Below are 24,656 nucleotides of genomic sequence, written 5' to 3'. Positions count from 1 at the left end.
TTAATGGGCCCGGGCGGAGTGCGCCTCGAACTTCTCACCGACGATCAGATTGACGATATCCGACAGGCTGGTTTCCGCTACCTGTCGATCGGCGACGTTGGTGCCTTCATACATCACCATGATGCGATCGCAGACCAAAAACAGATCCTGCAAGCGGTGGGTGATCAGTATGACGCTGACGCCCCGGGCGCTGACCCGCTTGATTAATTCCAGTACGGCTTCGACCTCGGCCACCGCCAGCGCTGCGGTGGGTTCATCCATAATCAATACCTTGGGGTCAAAGGCCGCCGCGCGGGCGATCGCAATGGCCTGGCGTTGGCCGCCGGACAGATTGCGTACCAGCAGCCGGGTATCGGGAATGGAAATACCCAGCCCCTGGAGCATCTCGCGCGCCTCGGCGTGCATTTTTTTTTCGTCCAGAAAGGGAATGCCCAGTACCCGGGTTTGCGGTTCGCGGCCCATAAACAAATTGCCGGCCACGTCAACCGTGTCGCATAGCGACAGATCCTGATAGACCATTTCAATTTGGCAGCGCCGGGCATCCGCCGGATTGGCAAATGTGGTCTCGAACCCGTCGATGCGGATGGCTCCGCTGGTCGGCACCACCGCGCCGGATAAAATTTTGGTCAGCGTCGACTTGCCTGCGCCGTTATCGCCGACCAGGCCAAGCACTTCGCCGGGCGCCAAACTGAGATTCACGCCCCGCAAGGAACGGATGGACCCGTAGGTTTTGGTGATATCCACCATTTCGACCCGCGGGGGGACCCTTGGTGCTACAGCCATTGAATTTACCTCCAATCGTGCCAAAAAATACGAAGGGAGCGCGTGCCGGCCCCATCAGGGACGCCACGCCGGCATCGTGTTATTTACCTCGGTTTCGGTTCGCAAATCCTTTGTAAACCGGTTTACCAAACCGACGGAAATTCCTCTGATGCCGTTCCACTCGCCAGAACCGCCGCTTGTGGATATTTGTATCGCCGCTTTCAGCCAAGCAGCATTCATGCCACACCGTGCCGGATAGCGCGCTAAAATAGAGGCAAGGCAATGTTAATTATTTGATTGTAAATGATTAAATTTTTTTTGGCGGTGGATGTTTGACCAAGATCCGGAGCGGGACAGGTGCGCTGCGCAAAAAAACAATTGCTGCATGATTGTGCAGCCCTGCGCAGCCATGGTGCAAATAAGCCTACTGCGGTGGCCAGGTTTTGATGGAGTCGCGGCCAATCCATTCCACCGGAATGCGGGGAATATCCTGGGTATGCTGGGCGCCGTTCAGCAGTTTCATCATGATATCGACGGCGGTACGGCCCAGCAGCCGTGCGGGCTGGCGAATAGTGGAGAGGCGCGGCGTAATCAGATCCGCATAGCTGGCATCATCGAACCCCACCAGCGATAAAGCATCCGGCGCGCTTTGTCCCCGCTGGCGCAGGCCGTCGAGCAGCCCCAGCACCAGGTAATCGCTGGCGGCGAACACCGCGGTCGGCGCGTCCGGCAACGCCAATAACTGGTGCAGGGCCGCCTGGCCGAATTCGCGACTGTAATCGCCGTAGAGCACCCATTGCGCCGGACAAACCAGCCCGGCTTCGGCCATGGCCAGCCTGAACCCTTCATGGCGTTCGCGTACGCTCATCAAGGCATCCGGGCCGCCAACAAAAGCGATGCGCCTATGCCCGGCCGCAATTAAATGCCGGGTTGCCAAGATGCCGCCCTGCACGTTATCCACAAATACCTTGGGTACATCGCTGCCCGGAATATCTTCGTCGATCAAGACGATACGCTGGTGCCCGATCAGCTCCTCACGCAGCAGGCCATGGTCCGGCCGATTGGTGGTAAACAGTAAACCATCCACCTGGCAGGTATCCAGCCAGCGGATAAATTGCCGTTCTTTATCGGGATTATTGCGGGTGATGCAGAGCACCAAGCTATAACGATGCTCAGAGGCGGCTTCCTCCGCCGCATCGGCCAGTTCGGCAAAAAAGGGGTTGGTGATATCGGGCAGCACCAGACCAAGGGTTTCGCTGCCGCCTTTGCTCAACCGCCGGGCCAGGCTATTGGCGCGATAATCCAATTGGGCGATGGCATCTTCGATACGCTGCACCGTCGCGTGCGGCAGGACGATGCTGTTATTGAGATAACGCGAGACGGTAGCCTTGGACAGGCCCGCCAGGCTGGCGACATCCGAGAGTACGACCCTTTTTTTACTCATCTTTTACTCATTCGCTCCAGCGGTGCCAGTATATCCATGGATATAATTAACACATTTCCATCAGGCGGTTACAGTTTTTTTGCCCACTGCTTTGCGCGTGATTATTCAGCGGGTTTCCGCCATTATTTCAATTAATGCTTGACAAAAAAACGGCGGCGATTAATTGTAATTGACAGTTTACCCGCACCAATAACCACCCAGGGATTATTCCCGAACCTGTTAGTTCTTACCGATAAATAGCCTACATGGACAGGCTATGGTACTGAATGCCACAGCAAAGATAAGGCGATACCCGGCGCCAGCGATTTATGCCGGGCATGATTTTTCGCCCCAATCGATATTTGTCCCGCTAAAAAAATAATCCCTAATGCGTAGTCCGCTGACGTTTTGACGGTTTCGCATTATGCCTGAAACGAATTATTTCCGACGAGGACTTCTTTATGTCATTTTACGCCAGCAAACGATTTATTCGCACTTTAGCCTGTTCCCTGACCGCGGTGGCATTATTAACCGGGGGTGCAATGGCTAAAGACGCGCCGCCGACTTACGCCCTGGTGCAAATTAATCAGCAGGCGTTATTCTTTAACCTAATGAATAAAGGGGCGCAGGACGCGGCGAAAGCCAGTGGAAAATCATTGGTGGTGTTTAATGCCAACGATAATCCGGTCGCCCAAAATGATGCCATCGAAAATTATATCCAACAAGGGGTTAAAGGTATTCTGGTGGATGCCATTGATGTTAACGGCATTATGCCGGCCATCAAAGAAGCGGCCGATGCCCATATACCGGTTATCGCCATTGATGCGGTGCTGCCCGATGGGCCGCATAAATCCCAGGTAGGCGTGGATAATGTTAAAGGCGGTAAAATCATCGGCGATTATTTTACCGATTATGTTAATAAAAATATGGCGGGCAAAGCGAAGGTCGGCATTGTCGGCGCCTTGAATTCAGCGATCCAAAATGCGCGGCAAAAAGGCTTTGAAGACGCCATTAAAGCCAATCCGGCCATCAAAGTAGCGGATGTGGTGGATGGCCGCAATATCCAGGATAACGCCCTGACGGCGGCGGAAAACCTGATTACCGGCAACCCGGATATGACCGCGATTTATGCCACCGGCGAACCCGCGCTGCTAGGGGCCATGGCGGCGGTGGTCAATCAGGGACGCCAGGGGGATATCAAAGTCTTCGGCTGGGATCTGACCGCGCAGGCCATCAGCGGTATCGACCAGGGTTATGTGGCGGCGGTGTTGCAACAGGACCCGGAGAAAATGGGTGCCGAGGCGCTCAAAGCGCTTAACGCGATAACCGCGGGCAAAAGCGTTGAAAAAACTATCCTGGTCCCGGCCACGGTAGTGACCAAAGCGAACGTGGACGCCTATCGTCCGCTGTTTAAATAACAGCCCGGCCCGGGATCGCCGGGCCGGTCCTCAGGACAACAATGCCTGGAGCTCGGCGCGGCTGGGAAAGGCATTCAGCGTGCCGCTGCGGCTGATGGTTATTGCCGCAGCCGCCCCCGCGTGACGCAGGGCCAAGGCATCTACCGGAGCGCCGTGTTTGATTAACGAGGCCAGCATGACCGCCAGGAAGGTATCGCCGGCGCCGGTGGTATCCACGGGGGTGCAGGGTGCGGCGGCGACCCGGCATTGGCCGCCGGCATGGAATAATTGGGCGCCGTCGGCGCCCAGGGTAATGATTAGCGTGCCGAGGCCGTCGGCCAGCAACCGCCGCGCCGCGTCCGAGGTTTGCCGCTGTCCCTGGCTGAGCAGGCGGGCTTCGACGCCGTTGAGCACCGCCAGATCGATGAGCGGCCACAACTGGGCGAATTGGGCTTTAACCGGCGAGGGATTAAATACATTGTATAATTTACGGCTGTGGGAAAATTCAAAAACGGCGCGGGTTTTTTCATACGAAAAATTACCCTGTTGTAATACGATATCACCCGGCTGGGCATCGTTTAAAACAGCCTTGATATGGTCGAGAGATAAACTATCGGCGGCCCCGGTGGTCGTAATGTTTGCATTATCGCCGTCGGCGCTGTTTAAAATAATCGACGTATCGGTGGCACAATCCATTGGTTCTATGGGAAATAATGACAATGATTCCGGTTTTAATTTATCGCGGCACCAAGCGCCGTGATCGTCATTGCCACGGGCGGCAATCAGAGTGGTATTTATTCCGCAGCGGGCCAGAATTATTGCCTGGTTAGCACCTTTTCCGCCCAAATCTTGCGATATTTTACGGCCATGAATCGATGCGCCTTTTTCAGGCAATTCATCAATTAAATAGGTTTGGTCAACGCCAATATTACCCACGACATAGACGTGCATAATTTATTCCTTAGAAGGTGAAACAAGATGGCATCTATATCAGCAGAAAAACCTAGCGCAATACAAGACATATTTTCAAGAAGCAAAGCGGTTATTGGTGTGGTGCACTGTGAAGCCTTTCCCGGCTCGCCACAATATAAAGGGTTAGCCTTTGATAAAATAATAGATCGCGCACTCTATGACGCCAAAAGTTATATCGAAGGCGGCGTGCACGGGTTAATTATTGAGAACCACGGCGACATTCCCTTCTCCAAGCCGGAGGATATCGGACCGGAAACGGCGGCGCTGATGTCGGTGATTACCGATCGTATTAAAATGGAATTCGGCGTACCGCTCGGCATTAACGTGCTGGCTAATGCCGCATTGCCGGCCATGGCCACGGCATTGGCGGGCGGGGCTGATTTTATCCGGGTTAACCAGTGGGCCAACGCTTATATCGCCAACGAAGGTTTTATCGAAGGCGCGGCGGCCAAGGCATTACGCTACCGCAGCATGCTCCGGGCCGAGCATATCCGGGTATTCGCCGACAGCCATGTCAAGCACGGCAGCCACGCCATCGTCGCCGATCGTTCCATTCAGGAACTGACCCGGGATGTGGATTTTTTCCAGGCGGATGCGGTCATCGCCACCGGACAGCGCACCGGCGATAGCGCAACCCTGGAAGAAATCGACGAAATACGTTCGGCAACCGCGTTGCCGCTGCTGGTCGGTTCGGGCGTGACCCCCGACAACGTCGGACAGATTCTACAGCGAACCCAGGGCGTGATCGTCGCCAGCACCCTGAAAGTGGGCGGAGTATGGTGGAATGAAGTGGAACCGGCCCGGGTCAAACATTTTATGGCCGCCGCCCGGGCGGCGCTGGAGGCGTAATAATGGCAGGTTTTAGCGATCAACTGTTGGCCGAACATCAGGCCGCCTGGCATGCCATGCAGCAGCACCGGTTTGTGACCGACATCGAGCGGGACCAACTGCCCGGGCGCGTGTTTAATCAATACTTGGTCTTCGAAGGCGATTTTGTCGCCACGGCCATCGGTATCTTTGCGCTGGCGGTCAGTAAAGCGCCGGGGATTCGCCAGCAGCGCTGGCTGGTGGGAGTGCTCAATGCCCTGGTGGATGAGCAAATGGGCTATTTCGAACAGGTTTTGGCGCGGCGCGCTATCAACCCGGATGACTACCGGCGGGATTTACCGGCGGTGAGCCGTTTTCGCGACGGTATGCTGGGCGCCGCCAGGCAGGGCGGTTATGCCGATATCGTCACGTTGATGTTTGGCGCCGAATGGATGTATTTCACCTGGTGCCGGCGCGTAAGTAAAGCCACCCAGAGCGATACCGATCTGCGCCACTGGGTGGATATGCATGCGCAAGAGGCGTTTTTTGCCCAGGCCCGCTGGCTTAAAGAAGAACTGGATACCTGCGCGGCGGCCTTGCCCGACGGCGAACGCCAGCGCCTGTCGGCGCTGTACCGCCAGGTGCTGGAATGGGAAATCGATTTTCACAGCGCGGCCTATCTGGCGTGATGTAATGATACGGGATAAAACAACGCCGGGTATGATCCCGGCGTTTTAGCAGGCTGGCCGCGGCGTGCCGTTCAGCCTGCGGTGGTGATGGGATGATGCTTGCGCGCCAGTATCGGTTTGAGGAAGCGGGCGGTATGGGACGCCTCACAGGCCGCCACCGTCTCGGGCGTACCCGACACCAGGATTTCCCCGCCGCCGTTGCCCCCTTCCGGCCCCAGGTCGACTATCCAGTCCGCGGTTTTTATCACGTCCAGATTATGCTCGATAACCACGATGGTATTGCCCTGATCGCGCAGTTGATGCAGCACCGCCAGCAATTGCTGGATATCGGCAAAATGCAGGCCGGTGGTCGGTTCATCCAGAATATACAGGGTCTGGCCGGTACCGCGTTTCGACAGTTCGCGGGCCAGCTTGACGCGCTGCGCCTCCCCGCCGGACAGCGTGGTTGCCGACTGCCCCAGGCGAATGTAGGACAAGCCCACGTCAATCAGCGTTTGCAGCTTACGCGCCAGCGCCGGCACCGCATCGAAAAATTCGCGGGCATCCTCGATGGTCATATCCAGCACTTCGTGGATATTTTTCCCTTTGTATTTCACTTCCAGGGTTTCACGGTTGTAGCGCTGGCCCCGGCACTGATCGCACGGCACGTAGATGTCCGGCAGAAAATGCATTTCCACCTTGATCACCCCGTCCCCCTGGCAGGCTTCGCAACGCCCGCCGCGCACGTTGAAACTGAAGCGGCCGGGCGTATACCCGCGGGTGCGGGATTCCGGCACCCCGGCAAACAGCTCGCGCACCGGCGTAAACACCCCGGTATAGGTGGCGGGGTTGGAACGCGGCGTACGTCCGATCGGGCTTTGATCGATATCGATCACTTTATCGAAATGTTCCAGACCTTGAATATCGCGGTACGGAGCGACTTCGGTGGTGGTCGCGCCATTTAACTGGCGCTGCGCCACCGGGAATAACGTATCGTTGATCAAGGTCGATTTGCCGGAACCCGATACCCCGGTAATGCAGGTAAACAGGCCGACCGGCAAAGTCAGGGTCACATCCTTCAGGTTATTGCCGCGCGCGCCGATCAGCTTCAGCACCTTGGTGGGATCGGCCGGGATGCGATGTTCGGGAATGGCGATTTCCCGCTTGCCGCTCAGGAATTGGCCGGTAAGGGAAGCCGGGTTGGCCATGATCTCTTCGGCGGTGCCTTCCGCCACGATCTCGCCGCCGTGTACCCCGGCGCCCGGACCGATATCGATAATATGATCCGCCGCGCGGATGGCATCTTCGTCATGCTCGACCACGATCACCGTATTGCCGAGATTGCGCAGGTGAATCAGCGTTTCCAGCAGGCGTTCATTATCGCGCTGATGCAGCCCGATGGAAGGTTCGTCCAGCACATACATGACCCCCACCAGACCGGCGCCAATTTGGCTCGCCAGGCGGATACGCTGCGCTTCGCCGCCGGACAGGGTTTCCGCCGAGCGGGATAAAGAGAGGTAGTTCAGCCCGACATTCACCAGGAATTTCAGCCGATCGCGGATCTCTTTGAGCACTTTTTCCGCAATTTGCGCGCGCTGGCCGCTGAGTTTCATGTCGTCGAAGAAGCTCAGCGCGTGGCCGATGCCCATATCGGAAATGGTCGGCAGCGTGGTGTTTTCCACAAATACATGGCGCGCTTCCCGGCGCAGGCGGGTGCCGCCGCAGCTGTTGCAGGGGCGGTTGCTGATGTACTTGGCCAGTTCCTCGCGCACCGCCGAGGATTCGGTTTCTTTGTAGCGCCGCTCCATATTCGGCAACACGCCTTCGAAGGGATGGCGCCTGATGGAACTATCGCCCCGATCGTTAAGATAGCGGAATTCGATAGTTTCCTTGCCCGAACCGAACAGGATTTTCTGCTGGATATCGCTGCCCAGCTCCTCCCACGGCGCCTCCACGTCGAACTTATAATGCTCGGACAGCGATCGCAGCATTTGGAAGTAATAAAAATTGCGCCGGTCCCAGCCGCGAATGGCGCCGCCCGCCAGGGAGATTTCCGGGTTCTGCAGTACCCGATCCGGATCGAAATATTGCTGCACGCCCAGCCCATCGCAGGTGGGGCAGGCGCCCGCCGGGTTGTTGAATGAAAACAGGCGCGGCTCCAGCTCTGGCATGCTGTAACCGCAGATGGGACAGGCGAAGTTGGCCGAGAACAGCATCTCTTCGGCTTTATCGTCGTCCATCTCCGCCACCACGGCGGTACCGCCGGATAAGCCCAGCGCGGTTTCAAACGATTCCGCCAGCCGCTGGGCCAGGTCTTCGCGCACCTTGAACCGGTCCACCACCACTTCAATGGTATGTTTTTTTTGCAGTTCCAGCTTGGGCGGATCGGACAGGTCGCAGACTTCGCCATCGATGCGGGCGCGGATATAACCCTGGGTGGCCAGATTTTCCAGGGTTTTGCTGTGTTCGCCTTTGCGCTCTTTGACAATCGGCGCCAGCAGCATTAGGCGCTTGCCTTCCGGTTGCAGCAGGACATTATCCACCATCTGGCTGACGGTTTGCGCCGCCAGCGGTACATCATGGTCAGGGCAGCGCGGCTCGCCGACGCGGGCGAACAGCAAGCGCAGGTAATCATGTATCTCGGTGATGGTCCCGACGGTGGATCGCGGGTTATGCGAGGTGGATTTCTGTTCAATGGAAATGGCCGGCGACAACCCCTCGATATGGTCGACATCCGGTTTTTCCATTAAGGAAAGAAACTGCCGGGCATAGGCGGAAAGCGACTCGACATAGCGGCGCTGTCCCTCGGCATAAAGGGTATCGAATGCCAGTGAAGATTTGCCTGAGCCCGACAGGCCGGTAATGACGATAAGCTTGTCCCGGGGAATAATCAGACTAATGTTTTTCAGATTATGGGTACGAGCACCACGAACTTCGATCTTATCCATTCAACTTAATCCCGACACCGGATGAATAATTGTTGCCGGCCGGTACCTGCAACGGCACGGCCAGCGCGAAACGGATAATTATGACACAAAAAAAGCTGAACGAATATCCAGTATTGATTGTAACGGCAAACTCTGCATCCACTGGAAGCGGGATCGCCGCCGCAATGATTTTCACCTGTATCCTTTGAGCGTTTGCGTGGTAAACTTTACCGATTACACTTAGTAAAACATCTTATCAGGAGAGTCGACATGGCCAGCAGAGGCGTTAATAAAGTGATTCTAGTCGGGAATCTGGGCCAGGATCCGGAAGTCCGCTACATGCCGAACGGTGGTGCGGTGGCCAATATGACCCTGGCCACCTCCGAGAGCTGGCGCGACAAGCAAACCGGCGAAACCAAGGAAAAAACCGAATGGCACCGCGTGGTGCTGTTCGGCAAGCTGGCGGAAGTGGCGGGCGAGTACCTGAAAAAAGGCTCGCAGGTCTATATCGAAGGGGCGTTGCAAACCCGTAAATGGACCGATCAGGCCGGCGTGGAAAAATACACCACCGAAGTCGTGGTTAACGTTGGCGGCACCATGCAAATGCTGGGCGGCCGTCAGGGCGGCGCGGCGGGCGCTGGTGCGGGCGGCAATGCCGGCGGCGGCCAGCAGGGCGGTTGGGGCCAGCCACAGCAGCCCCAGGGCAATAACGCGCAGTTCAGCGGCAATCCGGGCAGCGCGGCGCCCGCCAATCCTCCGGCCGGTCGTCCCGCGGCGCAGAACAACAATGCGCCGGCTGCGGGCAATGAACCCCCGATGGATTTTGACGACGACATTCCGTTCTAAGTGCGCGTGTAAATCAAGTTATTGGATTTGAACCTCGATTAACCTCGATTTAGGATTTAGCCGTACGAGAAAAAGCCACCTGCGAGTGGCTTTTTGTTTTTCCGATATTCGGTTTTCATTGTCAAAAGATCGCATGGGGCATGCTCGGCGGATAGCCATCACCAAATACATGATAACACCCGGCCGAAGCCAGCCATTCCAGGCAGATGCCGCTAAATCCGTTACGTTTTCCCATTCCCTTGATTTCAGGTAGCGACGTCTCGCCGTATTATTCTTGCACCTCGATCCGCTCAAACTGCAAATGGTGCATGAACTCGCGCAGAATCAGCAGCGTGGCCGCGAAATCGCCGCCTTCGGGAATGCCCTCGGCGCTGGCCGGACGGCCGTTGATCACCCGCGCCAGCCGGTCAAACAGGCGCTCCGTGGCCTCAAGGGATAAGGCCAGCTCGTCTTTTTCCGCTACCCCGGCCAACAGGGCGATAGCGCGCATATGCGGGTCATTGCTGACAAGCTGCGCGCCGGCGGGCACGTCATGACGAATAAGCGCGATCTCATCTTCAATTACCATTATCGCGGTTTCAATCTCACCCGGCGTGGGCGGATTATGATGAAAGTGGGTCATGGAAATCAGATGCGAGCCCAGTTTCAGCACCAGCGTGATCTTTGCCTGACCTGGCGTGGCGATGTCGACCGTGGTTTGTTCGCTACCGATATGCAGCCGAGCGACGGGCGTTGTCATGTGAACTCCTTGACCGGGCATTGGCCTGAACCCCATTGGCGTTATAAGGATTGCCGATGCCTGGTGCTGATGTTAATGGCAGAAATCTGCTAATTGTTGTGGTTTTTCCAGCAGGTCCAGATAACGTTCGATGCTGTCGCGCTGGGTGGTTTCCCGCAGCTGCAACGCGATATTAATAATATCAAGTTGCCGGGCATTGGCGGCGATTTCCGCGTCTAATTTGCCTTTTTCACTTAGCCATTCCGCCACGTCGGCCCAGCGCCACAGCGGAGATATACCTTTGATGCGCTGAACCGGCCCGGGGAAATCTCCGGACCCGCGGGTGCCATCTTTGAGCATGGCGATGGCTTGCCGCGACATATCGGATAACTCGGCGATATCGCTCAGGCCAACCAGATTGGCGTCGACGGATATGACCTTCGCGCCCGGGGGGGCGGACTCAATATCCCTGATGGCGCTGAATATGGCCTGGAAAAAAGTTTCGCTTTCACGATCGAACTCCAGGTAAACGGATTTGCCATAAAAGCATACCAAAGCGTCGTCACAACCGCTTTCAAACAAGGCGTCTTCCAGTCCTTTGGTATCAGATGTTACCCCCGAGAGAGTCAACGCGAAATTGTAGAGGGTCATAAGTGCCTCAACCAGAGGCGGTGTCCCGCCTCGTTAGGGTGGATGTCTGGCAATTTACCGGCAGCTATTTATTTTGCGGCGGATTTGCCTGGCATGGTTTTCCGGGTTGCCGGGTGTAGACCAAACGCTCATCTGATGATCTTGATGCCTGGATATTCCACAGACAAGGCGGCCAAACGCATGGCCGTTGCTATGACGAAAATGCCAGCCTTCAGAGAGTGCATATTCAATGGCGGCCTGAATATGTTTGTTGGGATGATCCTTCATCGCCCACCTCGTCATTGGGAGATAGTAAATTGACTGTTGACGCTTGTCAACGTAAGTTTTCATGATATTGCGCCATAGAGGGTAACAAATCGGATGATGTGTGCGGGGGAAAAGCGGCTAAATACAACATATTAGCGATGGATATCGCAAATTCCAGCCTCCGCGGCCGGGCGGATATGCGTCACTGCTGTTTTTGGCTGGTATAAGGCGCCAGCAGCGCCGCAAGCCAATCCATAAATACCCGCGCGCGCTGGGGCAAGTAGCGGCGATGGGCGTACAACAGCGATATTTCCATCGGCGGCGATGGGTAATCCCGCAGGATGGGCACCAGACGGCCGGCGGTAAAATGATCGGCCATACCGAGAATGGGCGCCTGAATAATGCCCAAACCGCCCAGGCAGGCGGCCTCGTAGGCATCGACGTTATTGACCGTCACCATGGCGGGCAGCGCGATGCCCTGTTGTTTGCCCTGGTGCAGGTAGATGAATTCTTCAGGATGCGAACCCAGCAGCGGGACATAATGAATAAGGAAATGCCCGGCGAGCTCCCCGGGGATGCGGGGGGTGCCGTAAGTCGCCAGGTAGGATGGACTGGCGCAGTTCACCATCGACAACCATCCCAGCCGCCGCGCGACATAGGTGGCATCGGTTAATTCGCCGATGCGCAGCACGCAGTCAAAGCTTTCGCGCACAATATCCACCCGGCGATCGGTGCAGCTGATTTCAACTTGCACCTGCGGATGTTTGCGTAAAAATTCACCGAGATGGGGCAGCACCAGGGCGCGGGCAAAACTGGTGGGCATATCGATGCGCAGCCGCCCGGCCAATACTTGATTATCCTGGCGGAACAGGCTCTCCAGTTCGTCCATATTCGCCAGCATGTCTTTGCTGCGCTCATACAGCACCAGCCCGTCCTGCGTCGCGCTGACCCGCCGGGTGGTGCGGTGCAGCAGGCGCGCGCCAACCAGGGTTTCCAGCGTTTGTATATGCTCGGATACCGTCGATTTCGGCAGCCCGAGGCTCTCTCCCGCCTGGGTAAAACTCGACAGTTCGGCGACCCGCATAAAGCTGCGCAGTAATTCCAGTTTGTTAATCATGGCTTCACCGATCGTTATTGTTCTGTTGTGGCGAACAGTATTTCCGATTTTAGCGGCTTTATCTATAGTCTGCCGGCCAATAAGCTGATACATCAGGTTAATTCACACCATTTCCACGCTTTTCAGGAGAGATGCCATGAGCAAAAAAGTTGCGTTAATTACCGGCGCCAGCCGCGGGCTGGGCAAAAATATCGCGCTGCACCTCGCCGCGCAGGGCATTGATGTAATCGGCACATACCATAGCCAAGCGGACGAAGCACAGGCGCTGGCGACGGAAATTGCCAACGCCGGCGGCCGGGCCGTGATGCTGCAACTGGATGTGGGCAACAGCGACGCGTTCGGCGAATTCGCCACGGCCGTCAGCGCGGTGTTGGCCAAAGACTTTGCACGCGATCGCTTTGATTTTCTGGTAAATAACGCCGGCGTCGGCATCCACGCCGCATTTGCCGATACCACCGAACAGCAATTCGATCAACTGGTCAATATCCATCTGAAAGGGCCGTTTTTCCTGACCCAGGTTCTATTGCCCTTAATCAACGATGGCGGCCGGATACTGAATGTCTCCACCGGCCTGACCCGTTTTTCCACGCCGGGTTTTGCCGCGTATGCCGCCATGAAAGGCGGCATCGAGGTATTGACCCGCTATCAGGCCAAAGAGCTGGGCGGCCGGGGCATCAGCGTTAATGCCATCGCCCCGGGGGCGATAGAAACCGATTTCGGCGGCGGGGTGGTGCGCGATAATAAAGAGATGAATCAGCAGCTCTCCTCGATTACCGCCCTTGGCCGGGTGGGCTTGCCTGATGATATTGGCGGCGCGGTGGCGGGTTTGTTAAGCGAGGGCACCCATTGGATCACCGGGCAGCGGATCGAAGCTTCGGGCGGTATGTTTATTTGATCTCCCGACGGGCTGGCGCCATGGCGTTCAGCCCGCTTCGTCCTGCTCTATTGCCGCCATAAAACGGTCCAGAATCAAGTTACCGCCGCGTCCGGCGCGGACGATCAGCGCCAGCGGGGTAGTAAAATTCAGCCGCTCGGGGCAAAGCGGCCGCAGGGTGCCGGTTGCCACCCAGTGGCGGGCATAATGGTCGGGCAGATAACCGATGAACCCCCCCGACAGGATTAAAAAGGCGATGCCTTCCCGGTCGGAAGCGCTGGCCGCGCCGTTAAGGCGCTGATACAAAGCTATAGCGGTGGCCGGCAGGCGGTACGTGGGCACGATGGCATCCTGGGTCGCCAGCATCTCGTCGCTGATGGCGGCGTCGGGCTGGTTAAACAACCGATGCTCCCGGCTGCAATACAAAAAGGAATTTTCCTGGTACAGCGGGAGATAGACCAGGCCCGACAGCGATGCTATGTCGGGAATAACCCCGGCATGCAGTCTGCCGTCCAGCACGCCGCGCTCGATCTCCGCCGGCGTGGTCATGCTCAGGTTAATCCGCACGCCGCTGCTTTGATCGCGCAGGACCTTTAAGGCCCGGGTAATCCGCATGCGCGGCAGGGTCACCAGATTATTAATAATGCCGAGATTTAAATCGCCGCGCAGGTGATGGTGCAGCTGATTGACGTCGGTGCGAAAGGTTTCTATCGCCACCAGGGTCCTCTGTGCCGCCTGCAGCACTTCTTGTCCTTCGATAGTCAGGGCAAAACCGCCCCGTCCCCGTTGGCACAACCGCATACCCAGCCGCCGTTCCAAATCCTTCATATGCTGGCTGATAGCGGAGCGGGAGATGCCCAGCATTCCTTCGGCGGCGGTAAAGCTGCCGCACTCCGCCACGGTAATAAACAAGCGCAGCAGGCGCAGATCAAAATCGCTGACCTGGCTCAGGGGATCTTTTCGCGGCATAGGTTAGTTATGGCTAATCTGACGATAAGAAAATTCAGCTTTAACTCACCTATGTTTTTACTGCAAGCTGAATTTCCATTAGTTTCCATTCGGAGCTGGCATGAGCACCTTGTCGTCTGAACCCGGGTATGACACCGGTAACCTGAATTTGCGGGCCCATTGGATGCCCTTTACCGCCAATCGGCAGTTTCACCGGGATCCGCGCATCATTGTGGCCGCCCAGGGCAACTGGCTGACCGACGATCGCGGCCGCCGGATTTTTGACAGCCTGTCCGGTTTATGGACCTGCGGGGCAGGGCATGGCCGTACCGAGATTCAGCAGGCGGTGGCCGGCCAATTGGGCACGCTTGATTACTCTCCCGCGTTCCAGTACGGCCACCCCCTGTCTTTTGTCCTGGCGGATAAAATCGCCGCGCTGCTGCCCGGCACGCTTAATCATGTGTTTTTCACGAATTCAGGTTCCGAATGCGCCGATACGGCGGTGAAAATGGCCCGCGCCTATTGGCGTCTGAAAGGCCTGCCCGCGAAAACCCGGCTGATTGGCCGCGCGCGCGGCTATCATGGAGTGAATGTCGCGGGCACCAGCCTGGGCGGCATCGGCGGCAATCGTAAAATGTATGGGCACCTGATGGATGCGAGCCATCTGGCGCATACTTTGCAAACCCATCTTCCATTTACCCGCGGCATGGCGCCCACCGGCGGCATGACGTTGGCGGATGATCTGCTAAAACAAATCGAGCTTTACGACGCATCGAATATCGCCGCCGTGATTGTCGAACCGATGTCCGGTTCCGCCGGCGTGATCGTGCCGCCGGAAGGTTATCTCCAGCGTCTGCGCGAGATTTGCACCGCTCACGATATATTGCTGATTTTTGACGAAGTGATCACTGGATTTGGCCGGCTGGGGCGTTATTCCGGCGCGGAATATTTCGGCGTCACGCCGGATATCATGAATATCGCCAAACAGATCACCAATGGCGCCATCCCGATGGGCGCGGTGGTGGCCAGCAGCGAGATTTACGATACCTTTATGGGGCAGGATACGCCTGATTCCACCGTGGAATTCCCTCATGGCTACACCTATTCGGCCCATCCGGTGGCCTGCGCCGCCGGCCTGGCTACGCTGGCATTGCTGGAGCGGGAACAACTGGTCGCGCGGTCCGCCGAACTGGCGCCGTATTTTGAACGGTCGATTCATGGTTTGCGCGGTGCCGGACATATTATTGATATCCGCAACTGCGGCCTGGCGGGGGCGATTCAACTGGCGCCCCGGGATGGCAACGCGACTATCCGGCCGATGGAGATCGGGCTGGCGTTATGGCAGGCCGGATTCTATGTACGTTTTGGCGGCGACACTTTGCAGTTCGGCCCGGCGTTTAACACCACGCCTGACGAGCTTGACCGGCTATTTGACGCGGTGGGCGAGTCTATCGCCCAGGTCGCATAGCACGGATAGCGCTCATTTATCGGGCGCGCGGCCGGTTAGCCGCCTAATCTCAGCTGCCTAACCGCGGCAGCGGGTCTTGCGCCGGTTGGCCTGTAATAATGGGCAACTGGGGCAATAAACCGTATCGCTGATTTTGTAACGCAGGCAGCAAAGGCGACGGATCGCTTTGACGCCCCCCTTTTCGTCGTTCACGTACCGCACCGGTTCAAACAGGCGGTTTATCGTACCGTCGGGCTGCGTCTTACTCGATAGCAGCAGGCCGGCGCCGCCGATATCCGCCGCCAGCTCCTGGGCCAAAGTAAAGCCATAAGCGATGCGGATGGCGGCGTTATTCCAGAACATACCCGGTTTAATGGCCGATAAACGGCTCAGGGTCAGGCATACCGGTTGTAAATGCTCTTCCACCAGCGGCTGGAACCGCGCAAAAATATCGGCGTCGGGGCGTATGGCTTCCCCTTGTCCGGCCAGGATAAATTGCTCGGGGACTCCGCCTTCGGCCAAAGTAAAGCGGATAGACCGCGGCGCCGCCGGCAGTTGCCAGCCATGCAGCAAATTAATCTTGGTCCAGGCGGGCAACAGGCGGGCAAAATACCACTGCGACCACATGGAGATCACCGCCGCCGCATCTTCCCCCTTATGCTGGCGTATAAACGGGTCCAGCGCCGCCCGCGCCGTGTCCGGTCGGCATAAATCTTCCGCCGAATACACGCTGCTGCCCGCTGGGGGCGCAAATAAAAAACTGTCGGCGATATCGGCGGCGAGCTTCATAAGCATCCTGTATCCATCAAAAAAATTGATTAAAAACAACGGAAAGACGATACCGCAAGCGAGCGGCTTGCAGTCACTCTCCGAATGGGCATAATAGGCGATCAAAATCAGAATGATAACTATTTATATTTAATATTTATGCGGACTCATGATGCTTATCGCCGACGTCTATTGCAGGCGATGGCCGTTTTGCCCTGGTGGTCCGGCCGCGGTGTCGCGGCCGGCGCCGCGCCCGATTTAGCACGGATTATCGCGCTGGAGTGGCGCCCGGCGGAACTATTAATCGCCCTTGGCGTGATGCCCATCGCCGTTGCCGATGTGCCCAATTACCGCAGTTGGGTGGTGGAACCCGCCCTGGCATCCTCGGTACTGGATGTGGGTTTGCGTAACGAACCCAATATGGAAGCGATGCAACGCCTGCGCCCGTCGCTGATCTTACTCTCCGATGGTTTTGGCCCGGCACCGGAAAGCGTAGCCCCCATCGCCCCCACCATGACGTTTCGTTTTAGCCGCAAGGGCGAACGCCCGCTGGCCGTGGCCCGGCAGGACGTGCAGGACCTGGCGGATCGCCTGGAATTGCCGGGCCGCGCCCAACGGCACTTTGCCGCTATCGACCGGCAGCTGGATCAGACCCGCCGGCGGCTGGCGGCCAAGCCTTATCCCCCGGTCCTGCTGTTTTCCTTTATTGATAGCCGGCGCATTATGGTGATCGGTAAACGCAGCCTGTTCCAGGACGTTATGGATCGGGTGGGCGTGGTAAACGCCTGGGACGGCGATGAAAATATCTGGGGCAGTACGGTAGTGGGGCTGGAGCGGCTGGCGCAGTTTAGCCAGGTACGCGGCATCTGTTTTCACCGCGGCCGGCAGGACCCGCTGTTTGATATCAGCCAATCCACGCTCTGGCATACGCTGCCAATGGTGCGCGAGCGCCAATTGCGCATCGTGCCCGCCGTGTGGTTTTTCGGCGCCACGATTGCCGCCATGCGCTTTTGCCAGCAGTTGGAGCAAGCGCTGGAGTCAGCGGCATGAGCCATCGCGTGCCGGCACTCTCCTTCTGGTTAATCCTGCTGCTGTTTACCCTGGCCTTAACGTTTACCGGGCTGAATTTTATCCGCCAGTTGCCGTTCGGACTCTGGTGGCAGGCCGCCGGTCACCCGCTCACCGCCAATATCGATCGAATGGTATTCCATTACAGCCTGCTGCCGCGCACGGCGCTGTCGCTGCTGGTGGGGGCCGGGCTGGGACTGGTGGGAACCCTGTTCCAGCAGATTTTGCGTAACCCGCTGGCCGAACCCACCACCCTCGGGGTATCGGCGGGGGCGCAACTGGGGCTGACCGTGGCGACATTATGGGTATTGCCGGGAGGCGAGGCCACTCGGCAACTGGCCACGATTATCGGCGCGCTGGCGGTGGGCGGCCTGGTGTTCGGCGTGTCCTGGGGACGCCGTTTATCGCCGGTGACCCTGATCCTGGCCGGGCTGGTCCTGGGATTATACTGCGGCGCGGTCCGCAGCCTGCTGGCGCTGCTTAATTATGAGCGCCTGCAAAGCATCTATTTATGGAGCAGCGGCATGCTGAACCAGCAAGACTGGGGCATGGTGCAGTTTTTGTTGCCCCGGCTGGCCATTGGCCTGGTCCTGGTACTGATGATGCTGCGGCCGCTGATGCTGATGGGACTCGATGACGGCGTGGCGCGCAATCTGGGCTTGGGGCTGGTTGCCGCACGCCTGGCTGGCTTGGGTCTCGCAATCATCCTGAGCGCTTTTTTGGTTAACGCGGCCGGGATCATTGGTTTTATCGGGCTGTTCGCCCCCCTGCTGGCGCGAATGCTGGGCGCGCGCCGTCTGTTGCCCCGCCTGGGGTTATCCTGCCTGCTGGGGGCGCTGTTACTGCTGCTTAGCGATCAACTGATGATTATGCTGGCCCGGTTTTGGATCGATATTCCCACCGGCGCCGCCACGGCGCTGGTCGGCGCCCCCTTGTTGCTGTGGCTGTTGCCTAAACTGCGCGATACCCGCGTGGCGGCGGTGGATAATGCCCAAACCCTGGCGCCGGAACGGCGGTTTACCCGCCCGGGCATGCTGGCGGGGCTGGCCTTGTTGGCGGCGATAACCCTGCTGGCGCTGACCTTGGGACGTGATGGCTACGGCTGGTATTGGTCGGCGCAGGAGATGTGGCGCTGGCGCTGGCCGCGCGTCATGGCGGCCGGCGTGGCGGGGGCCATGCTGGCGGCGGCGGGCGCGTTGATCCAGAAAATGACCGGTAACCCCATGGCCAGTCCGGAAATCCTGGGCATCAGCTCCGGCGCGGCGTTTGGCGTCGTACTGCTATTGTTGCTGGTGCCGGAGGATGCCTTTGCCTGGCTATTGCCGGCCGGCAGCCTGGGCGCGGCGCTCACCCTGCTGCTGATTATGGCGCTGGCCCAGCGCGGCGGCTTTTCCAGCGGCCGTTTACTGCTGGTGGGGATTGCGCTGAGCACGCTGTTTTCCACGCTGCTGACCTTGATGCTAATCAGCGGCGATCCGCGCATGACCTCGGTGCTGACCTGGTTATCCGGCTCCACTTACAAAGTCAGCGGCGGGCAAGCCATCCGTACCGCCGCCATTGGCGTAGTATTACTGGCGCTGACGCCCCTGGTGCGGCGCTGGCTGGCGTTATTGCCCCTGGGCGGCGCCAGCGCGCGCTCGGCCGGCGTGGCGCTGAAGCCGGCGCGTTTGGCTATTTTACTGCTGGCCGCCGGGTTAATTGCCGCCGCCACCATGAATGTCGGCCCGCTCAGCTTCGTCGGCCTGATGGCGCCGCATATGGCCCGGCTGATCGGCTATCGCCGCGCCCTGCCGCAACTGGCGGTGGCCTGCCTGCTGGGGGGCGCGCTAATGATGGCGGCAGATTGGTGCGGCCGTTTTGTCATCTTCCCTTATCAAATCCCCGCCGGGCTGCTGGCCACCTTTTTTGGCGCGCCGTATTTTATCTATTTACTGCGCCGCCAAACGTCCTAACGTCGCCGATCTCCCGGCCAACGTCGGGGAGATGGCGCTAAAAAACCACTTTTTATGCTGCTTTCTTAGCTTTACGCAAGAGAATAGATAATAGTTCAATAATTTTCTTGCAAAATTTTTGGTGTTTTGCATAATCCTGAACTCTCATAAGAATCATTATCATTATTATTCAATATAGGTTTTCTGCACATGCGTACTGCCGATCTTTCTCCCGTTGGGCGCAACACGCCCTTACCGCACCTGTTGGCGGTGATTATCAGCGCGTGCTGCGCCGCGATGGCCATGCCGGCAAGCGCCGCGACCACCACCACGGCGACATCCGCCGCGGGAACCGACGCCAGCACGGCGCCGGCCAATGGCAAATCCGATACCATTACCGTGGTGGCCGCGCCGGATAACACGTTTCGCGCGGGCGGCGATCAATTGGTGCCGGCCTTTATGGACGGACCGATCGCCAATGGCGGCCGGGTAGGGATTTTAGGTCAGCAGGATGCCAACAATGTGCCGTTCAGCGTGGTGGGTTTCACCTCCAAACTGATCCAGGATCAGCAGGCGCGTTCACTGTCGGATGTCTTGAACAACGATGCATCGGTACAAAGCGGTTATGGCTACGGCAACTATGCCGAGACCTTTGTCGTGCGGGGATTCCCCCTGGCCGGTGAAGATGTTTCCTATGGCGGCCTGTTCGGCGTGCTGCCGCGGCAAATCATCCCCACCGAATTTGCAGAACGTATTGAATTATTAAAAGGCTCCAGCGCGTTTTTAAACGGCGTACCGCCTGGGGGCACGGGGGTTGGCGGGACGGTTAACGTTGAGCCGAAACGCGCCGGCGATGAGCCCCTTAACCGGGTCTCGCTGGATTATACGTCATCATCACAAGTGGGCGGCGGGGTGGATCTGGCCCGGCGCTATGGCGATAACAATCAGTTCGGGGTGCGGGTCAACGCTGTCCACCGCGAAGGCGAAGCGGCGATCGATGATGAACAGCGCCGCCTGACCCTCGGCTCCATCGGCCTGGATTACCGCGGCGATCGTTTCCGGTCGTCTTTTGATTTCGGCATGAGCAAACAGACCGTGCACGGCGGCCGGCCGGTGGTTTATCTCGGTAGCGCCACCGAGGTGCCCGATGCCCCTTCGGCCACCCGCAACTACGGCCAGCAATGGGCTTATACCGATACTGAAAATGAGTTCGGCATGCTGCGCGGCGAATATGATGTGACGGATTCGTGGACCACCTATGCGGCGGTGGGCGCCAATCATACCCATGAATATGGCAAATACGGTTCGCCGACTTTACAGGACAACGACGGCAACGCCACCATGAGCCGGATGACGGTGCCTTACTTTGCCGATAGTTTCTCCAGCCAGGCGGGTGTCAGGGGTAAATTCAATACCGGCTTTATCAAGCACAGCGTGAACATCGGCTATTCAAGTCTTTATCGCAAAACTCGCTCCGCCTACACCATGACCTCCGCCTCGGTTAACACCAATATTTACGATCCGAATGATGTCAGCGAGCCCTTAACCAATCTTTATACCGGCGGCAATATGGGCGATCCGGGTACGAAGAGCCGTACCCGCAACGATGGCGTCTCGATATCCGATAATCTGTCGATGCTGGACGACCGTTTGCAGCTTATCGGGGGATTACGCCGCCAGAACGTGGTGGTGCGCAACTACAATTATGACGGCAGCGAATCGGATTCCTTTGAGCAAATGAAGGTGACCCCGGCCTTTGGCCTGGTGGTTAAGCCTTGGGACCATTTCTCGTTCTACGCCAATCATATCGAGGCCTTGCAGGCCGGCGCAACGGCGGGCGGCACCTTTAACGGCAAGACGGTAATCAACAGCGGCCAGGTGGCCGGTATCCAAACGTCCAAGCAAAACGAAGCCGGGATCAAGGTGGATTACGGCACCGTTGCCGGTTCGCTGGCGGTGTTTGAAATCAAAAAACCCATCGGCGCCTACAAGCCGGTGGGCGATCTTTATGAATACGGCAACTATGGCGAAGTACGTAACCGCGGCGTTGAATTTAATCTGTTTGGCGAACCGGTCTACGGCGTACGTTTAAATAGCAGCGTGACCTGGATGGATCCGGAGATGACCAGCACCGACGACGGGCGTTATGACGGCAACGATGCGGTGGGCGTGCCCCGCTACCAAGTAGTGTTGGGCGGCGAGTATGATATCCCCGGCCTGACCGGTATTACCGCCACCGGCAAGGTTATTCGCTCCGGTTCGCAATACGCGGACGAAGCCAATAACCTGAAAGTCGACGGCTGGACCCGGCTGGACCTGGGCCTGCGCTACAATATGAATTTGCCGAAAAATAATATTATCTGGCGTGCCGGGGTTGAAAACGTCACCAATGAAAAATATTGGGCTTCAGCCACCGGCGGTTACCTGACCCAGGGCGAGCCGCGCGTTGCCAAGGTGTCGATGACCGTCGACTTCTGATACTGGTGTTTTATCGCCCTATAACCGCACCGGCAGACGCCGGTGCGGTTTTTTTGTTTTGGCGCTGATGTCGGTCCGCAGGCGAGCTATCCATATATGAACTACCCACAGGTGAACTATCCGTGGGTGAACTACAGTAATAGCAGGAAATTTATTGAAGGAGCGCCCGATGATTACCGTTCACCACCTGAATAAGTCACGTTCACACCGTATTTTATGGTTACTCGAAGAGCTGGATCTGCCCTACGACGTTATCTATTACCAGCGCGAAAAGACCATGCTGGCGCCTGAATCGTTAAAACGGGTCCACCCCTTGGGCAAGTCGCCCATTATCACCGACGGCGGGCTGACCCTGGCGGAGTCGGGGGCGATTATCGATTACGTTGAGGACCGCTACGACAGCGCATATATGCTGGCGCCCCAGGATACCCATGGCGATGGCTGGATTCGGTATCGCTACTGGCTGCACTATGCCGAAGGGTCGTTAATGCCGCTACTAGTGATGAAACTGATTTTCGGCATGCTGGGCAAAGCTCCGGTGCCGCTGCTGGTACGTCCCGTGGGCGCGGCGCTCGGTAAAGGGGTGCAGCAAAAATATGTCGACCCGCAGTTGCTGACCCACAGCCGTTATCTGGAAAATCATTTAAGCCAGCACCCATGGTTCGCCGGCGAGCGGTTCAGCGCGGCGGATATCCAGATGAGCTTTCCGCTGGAGGGCCTGGCTTCGCGCGTCGGCATCGACGGCTACCCGGCATTGCAAGCCTATCTCGCTAAACTTCAGCAGCGCCCGGCATATCAACGGGCCAAAAAACGCGAACAGCAAAACTAACCGGAAGCCGCTACCCGACCCAAATCAATAATTTGTCAGCTAGTGGAATTTTAAGTTGATATCCCCCCTATGCGGGCAGGATAATCCCTGCCCTCGCTTCCCCCGCCCGATCATCGCCCTGTTTTGCCGCCAGCGGGTAAACGATTGCGCTGAGCTGCGCGGTTGCTTCCGGGGAAGCGTCCGTTCATTTGACGATAAGCGTATAATTTTAGGGGATTTGATATGTCCAGCTCCACCCATCCGGCCGCCCGGGATACCAGGCCGCGCTCTGCCCTCGATGCCTGGTTCCGCATTTCCGAACGGGGCAGCAGCGTGCGCCAGGAAGTGCTGGCCGGCCTGACCACCTTTCTGGCCATGGTCTACTCGGTGATTGTGGTGCCCGGCATGCTGGGCAAGGCGGGCTTTCCTCCGGCGGCGGTATTTGTCGCCACGTGCCTGGTGGCCGCGTTTGGGTCGTTGCTGATGGGGTTATGGGCCAACCTGCCGATGGCCATTGGCTGCGCCATTTCCCTGACCGCGTTTACCGCTTTTAGCCTGGTGCTCGGCCAACATATCAGCGTACCGGTGGCATTAGGCGCGATATTCCTGATGGGGGTGCTATTTACCGTAATTTCCGCCACCGGCATCCGTTCATGGATCTTGCACAATTTGCCCATGGGCGTGGCGCACGGCACCGGCATCGGCATCGGGCTGTTTTTGCTGATTATCGCCGCCAACGGCGTCGGCCTGGTGGTAAAAAACCCCATTGAAGGACTCCCGGTGGCGCTGGGGGACTTCGCGTCTTTCCCGGTGATTATGTCGCTGGTGGGACTGGCGGCCATTTTTGGCCTGGAGAAACTGCGCGTGCCGGGCGGGATCTTATTGGTCATCGTGGTGATATCCGTGTTGGGCCTGATTTTTGATCCCAGCGTCAGCTATCGCGGATTATTCGCGCTGCCCACCTTGTCCGACGGCCAGGGCCACTCGCTGATTTTCAATCTGGATATTAAAGGCGCGCTGCAACCGGCGGTATTGCCGAGCGTGCTGGCGCTGGTTATGACGGCGGTGTTCGACGCCACCGGCACCATCCGCGCGGTGGCGGGCCAGGCGAACCTGCTGGATAAAGACGGACAAATCATCAACGGCGGCCGGGCGCTGACGGCGGATTCCCTGAGCAGCATCTTTTCGTCCCTGGTCGGGGCATCCCCCGCCGCGGTCTATATCGAATCGGCAGCCGGCACCGCCGCCGGGGGTAAAACCGGACTGACCGCCACTATCGTCGGGTTGTTGTTCCTGGTGATTTTATTTTTGTCGCCGCTATCTTATTTGGTGCCGGGATACGCTACCGCGCCGGCGCTGATGTATGTGGGGCTATTGATGTTGAGCAATGTCGCCAAACTCGATTTCAGCGATTTTGTCGATGCCATGTCCGGCCTGCTGTGCGCGACCTTTATCGTACTGACCTGCAATATCGTCACCGGCATCATGCTGGGGTTCGGGTCGCTGGTTATCGGACGCGTTTTTGCCGGCGAATGGCGTAAACTTAACCTCGGCACGGTCATTATCGCCGTTGCCCTGGTTACCTTTTATGCCGGTGGCTGGGCGATCTGACGCCTGGCGCATCCACCTGCGCGGCGACGGTATATCCGCAGCCTGGTCGGGCGCGTCTTTAATTAGGTCCATAATCAGGCCGCCCCGATTTTCAACCGGGGCGGTTTTTTTATGCCCGATTTTTTATGTCCGTAATAAACCGCCAAAATAAAGTTAAAAAATGCCGCCGCTGGTCGATAACAGGTTTTT

22 protein-coding genes are annotated in these 24,656 nt (G+C 57.8%); 11 read left to right on the top strand and 11 right to left on the bottom strand.

The features are described from left to right. Positions 1-747 (bottom strand): ATP-binding cassette domain-containing protein, encoded by a 747-nt coding sequence (locus ACL2XP_RS25005; protein WP_413739288.1) that lies wholly within the window; start codon positions 745-747, stop codon positions 1-3. Between the two features lie 439 nt (positions 748-1,186). Next, positions 1,187-2,206 (bottom strand): LacI family DNA-binding transcriptional regulator, encoded by a 1,020-nt coding sequence (locus ACL2XP_RS25000; RefSeq protein WP_413736123.1) that lies wholly within the window; start codon positions 2,204-2,206, stop codon positions 1,187-1,189. 440 nt (positions 2,207-2,646) lie between these two features. Here ACL2XP_RS25000 and ACL2XP_RS24995 point away from each other — a divergent pair, with 440 nt between their 5' ends. Beyond that, a complete protein-coding gene (locus tag ACL2XP_RS24995; protein WP_413736122.1) occupies positions 2,647-3,603 on the top strand; it encodes a substrate-binding domain-containing protein in 957 nt (318 codons plus the stop codon). A gap of 30 nt (positions 3,604-3,633) precedes the next feature. Here ACL2XP_RS24995 and ACL2XP_RS24990 read toward each other — a convergent pair whose 3' ends face one another. Continuing rightward, on the bottom strand, positions 3,634-4,533 hold the full coding sequence (locus tag ACL2XP_RS24990) for a PfkB family carbohydrate kinase (protein WP_413736121.1): 900 nt from the start codon (positions 4,531-4,533) through the stop codon (positions 3,634-3,636). Positions 4,534-4,560: 27 nt separating this feature from the next. Here ACL2XP_RS24990 and ACL2XP_RS24985 point away from each other — a divergent pair, with 27 nt between their 5' ends. Then, a complete protein-coding gene (locus ACL2XP_RS24985) occupies positions 4,561-5,403 on the top strand; it encodes a BtpA/SgcQ family protein (RefSeq protein ID WP_413736120.1) in 843 nt (280 codons plus the stop codon). 2 nt (positions 5,404-5,405) lie between these two features. Then, positions 5,406-6,050, top strand: coding sequence for a TenA family protein (locus tag ACL2XP_RS24980; protein WP_413736119.1), 645 nt, complete (start codon positions 5,406-5,408; stop codon positions 6,048-6,050). 71 nt (positions 6,051-6,121) lie between these two features. On the opposite strand, the gene uvrA is transcribed toward ACL2XP_RS24980, so the two are convergent. Then, positions 6,122-8,977 carry an excinuclease ABC subunit UvrA gene (uvrA, locus tag ACL2XP_RS24975; protein ID WP_413736118.1) on the bottom strand — a complete coding sequence of 952 codons (2,856 nt, stop codon included), beginning with the start codon at positions 8,975-8,977 and terminating at the stop codon, positions 6,122-6,124. Then, positions 8,970-9,152, bottom strand: a complete 183-nt coding sequence (locus ACL2XP_RS24970; RefSeq protein WP_413736117.1) for a hypothetical protein — start codon at positions 9,150-9,152, stop codon at positions 8,970-8,972. The genes uvrA and ACL2XP_RS24970 overlap by 8 nt, the downstream gene beginning before the upstream one ends. A 74-nt stretch (positions 9,153-9,226) precedes the next feature. Here ACL2XP_RS24970 and ACL2XP_RS24965 point away from each other — a divergent pair, with 74 nt between their 5' ends. Then, positions 9,227-9,802, top strand: a complete 576-nt coding sequence (locus ACL2XP_RS24965; protein ID WP_413736116.1) for a single-stranded DNA-binding protein — start codon at positions 9,227-9,229, stop codon at positions 9,800-9,802. A 268-nt stretch (positions 9,803-10,070) separates the two neighbouring features. Here ACL2XP_RS24965 and ACL2XP_RS24960 read toward each other — a convergent pair whose 3' ends face one another. The 4 genes from ACL2XP_RS24960 to ACL2XP_RS24945 form a co-directional block, all read right to left on the bottom strand. Further along, complete coding sequence (locus ACL2XP_RS24960) at positions 10,071-10,541, bottom strand: hypothetical protein (protein WP_413736115.1); 471 nt, start codon at positions 10,539-10,541, stop codon at positions 10,071-10,073. A gap of 72 nt (positions 10,542-10,613) precedes the next feature. Next, the gene (locus ACL2XP_RS24955) at positions 10,614-11,171 is read right to left on the bottom strand and encodes a helix-turn-helix transcriptional regulator (RefSeq protein ID WP_413736114.1); all 558 of its coding nucleotides are present in this window, start codon (positions 11,169-11,171) and stop codon (positions 10,614-10,616) included. Positions 11,172-11,225: 54 nt separating this feature from the next. Next, positions 11,226-11,438 carry a hypothetical protein gene (locus ACL2XP_RS24950; RefSeq protein ID WP_413739287.1) on the bottom strand — a complete coding sequence of 71 codons (213 nt, stop codon included), beginning with the start codon at positions 11,436-11,438 and terminating at the stop codon, positions 11,226-11,228. 181 nt (positions 11,439-11,619) lie between these two features. Next, on the bottom strand, positions 11,620-12,534 hold the full coding sequence (locus ACL2XP_RS24945) for a LysR substrate-binding domain-containing protein (protein ID WP_413736112.1): 915 nt from the start codon (positions 12,532-12,534) through the stop codon (positions 11,620-11,622). A gap of 136 nt (positions 12,535-12,670) precedes the next feature. Between ACL2XP_RS24945 and ACL2XP_RS24940 the strand changes: the two genes are divergently transcribed. Further along, a complete protein-coding gene (locus ACL2XP_RS24940) occupies positions 12,671-13,429 on the top strand; it encodes an SDR family NAD(P)-dependent oxidoreductase (RefSeq protein WP_413736110.1) in 759 nt (252 codons plus the stop codon). A 27-nt stretch (positions 13,430-13,456) separates the two neighbouring features. On the opposite strand, the gene ACL2XP_RS24935 is transcribed toward ACL2XP_RS24940, so the two are convergent. Beyond that, entirely contained in the window at positions 13,457-14,377 is a 921-nt protein-coding gene (locus ACL2XP_RS24935) for a LysR family transcriptional regulator (RefSeq protein WP_413736109.1), read from the bottom strand. A 100-nt stretch (positions 14,378-14,477) separates the two neighbouring features. Between ACL2XP_RS24935 and ACL2XP_RS24930 the strand changes: the two genes are divergently transcribed. Beyond that, positions 14,478-15,824 carry an aspartate aminotransferase family protein gene (locus ACL2XP_RS24930; RefSeq protein WP_413736107.1) on the top strand — a complete coding sequence of 449 codons (1,347 nt, stop codon included), beginning with the start codon at positions 14,478-14,480 and terminating at the stop codon, positions 15,822-15,824. A gap of 57 nt (positions 15,825-15,881) precedes the next feature. Here ACL2XP_RS24930 and fhuF read toward each other — a convergent pair whose 3' ends face one another. Beyond that, on the bottom strand, positions 15,882-16,592 hold the full coding sequence (fhuF, locus tag ACL2XP_RS24925; RefSeq protein ID WP_413736105.1) for a siderophore-iron reductase FhuF: 711 nt from the start codon (positions 16,590-16,592) through the stop codon (positions 15,882-15,884). 180 nt (positions 16,593-16,772) lie between these two features. On the opposite strand from fhuF, the gene fhuD reads away from it, so the two are divergent. The 5 genes from fhuD (at position 16,773) to ACL2XP_RS24900 (ending at position 24,467) form a co-directional block, all read left to right on the top strand. Beyond that, positions 16,773-17,621: a Fe(3+)-hydroxamate ABC transporter substrate-binding protein FhuD gene (gene fhuD, locus ACL2XP_RS24920; protein WP_413739286.1), complete on the top strand. Its 849-nt coding sequence runs from the start codon at positions 16,773-16,775 to the stop codon at positions 17,619-17,621. Further along, positions 17,618-19,591, top strand: a complete 1,974-nt coding sequence (fhuB, locus tag ACL2XP_RS24915) for a Fe(3+)-hydroxamate ABC transporter permease FhuB (RefSeq protein ID WP_413736103.1) — start codon at positions 17,618-17,620, stop codon at positions 19,589-19,591. Before fhuD ends, fhuB begins: the two co-directional genes overlap by 4 nt. A gap of 189 nt (positions 19,592-19,780) precedes the next feature. Next, positions 19,781-22,048, top strand: a complete 2,268-nt coding sequence (locus ACL2XP_RS24910; protein ID WP_413736101.1) for a TonB-dependent receptor — start codon at positions 19,781-19,783, stop codon at positions 22,046-22,048. 169 nt (positions 22,049-22,217) lie between these two features. Beyond that, on the top strand, positions 22,218-22,877 hold the full coding sequence (locus ACL2XP_RS24905; protein ID WP_413736099.1) for a glutathione S-transferase: 660 nt from the start codon (positions 22,218-22,220) through the stop codon (positions 22,875-22,877). Positions 22,878-23,099: 222 nt separating this feature from the next. Next, on the top strand, positions 23,100-24,467 hold the full coding sequence (locus tag ACL2XP_RS24900) for an NCS2 family permease (RefSeq protein WP_413736097.1): 1,368 nt from the start codon (positions 23,100-23,102) through the stop codon (positions 24,465-24,467). The last annotated feature ends 189 nt before the right edge of the window (positions 24,468-24,656 follow it).

The sequence above is a fragment of the Sodalis sp. RH21 genome, assembly GCF_047324175.1.
Taxonomy (GTDB): domain Bacteria; phylum Pseudomonadota; class Gammaproteobacteria; order Enterobacterales; family Enterobacteriaceae; genus Acerihabitans.
Note: the sequence above shows the minus strand (reverse complement) of the source record. Positions and strands in the feature narration are given on the sequence as shown.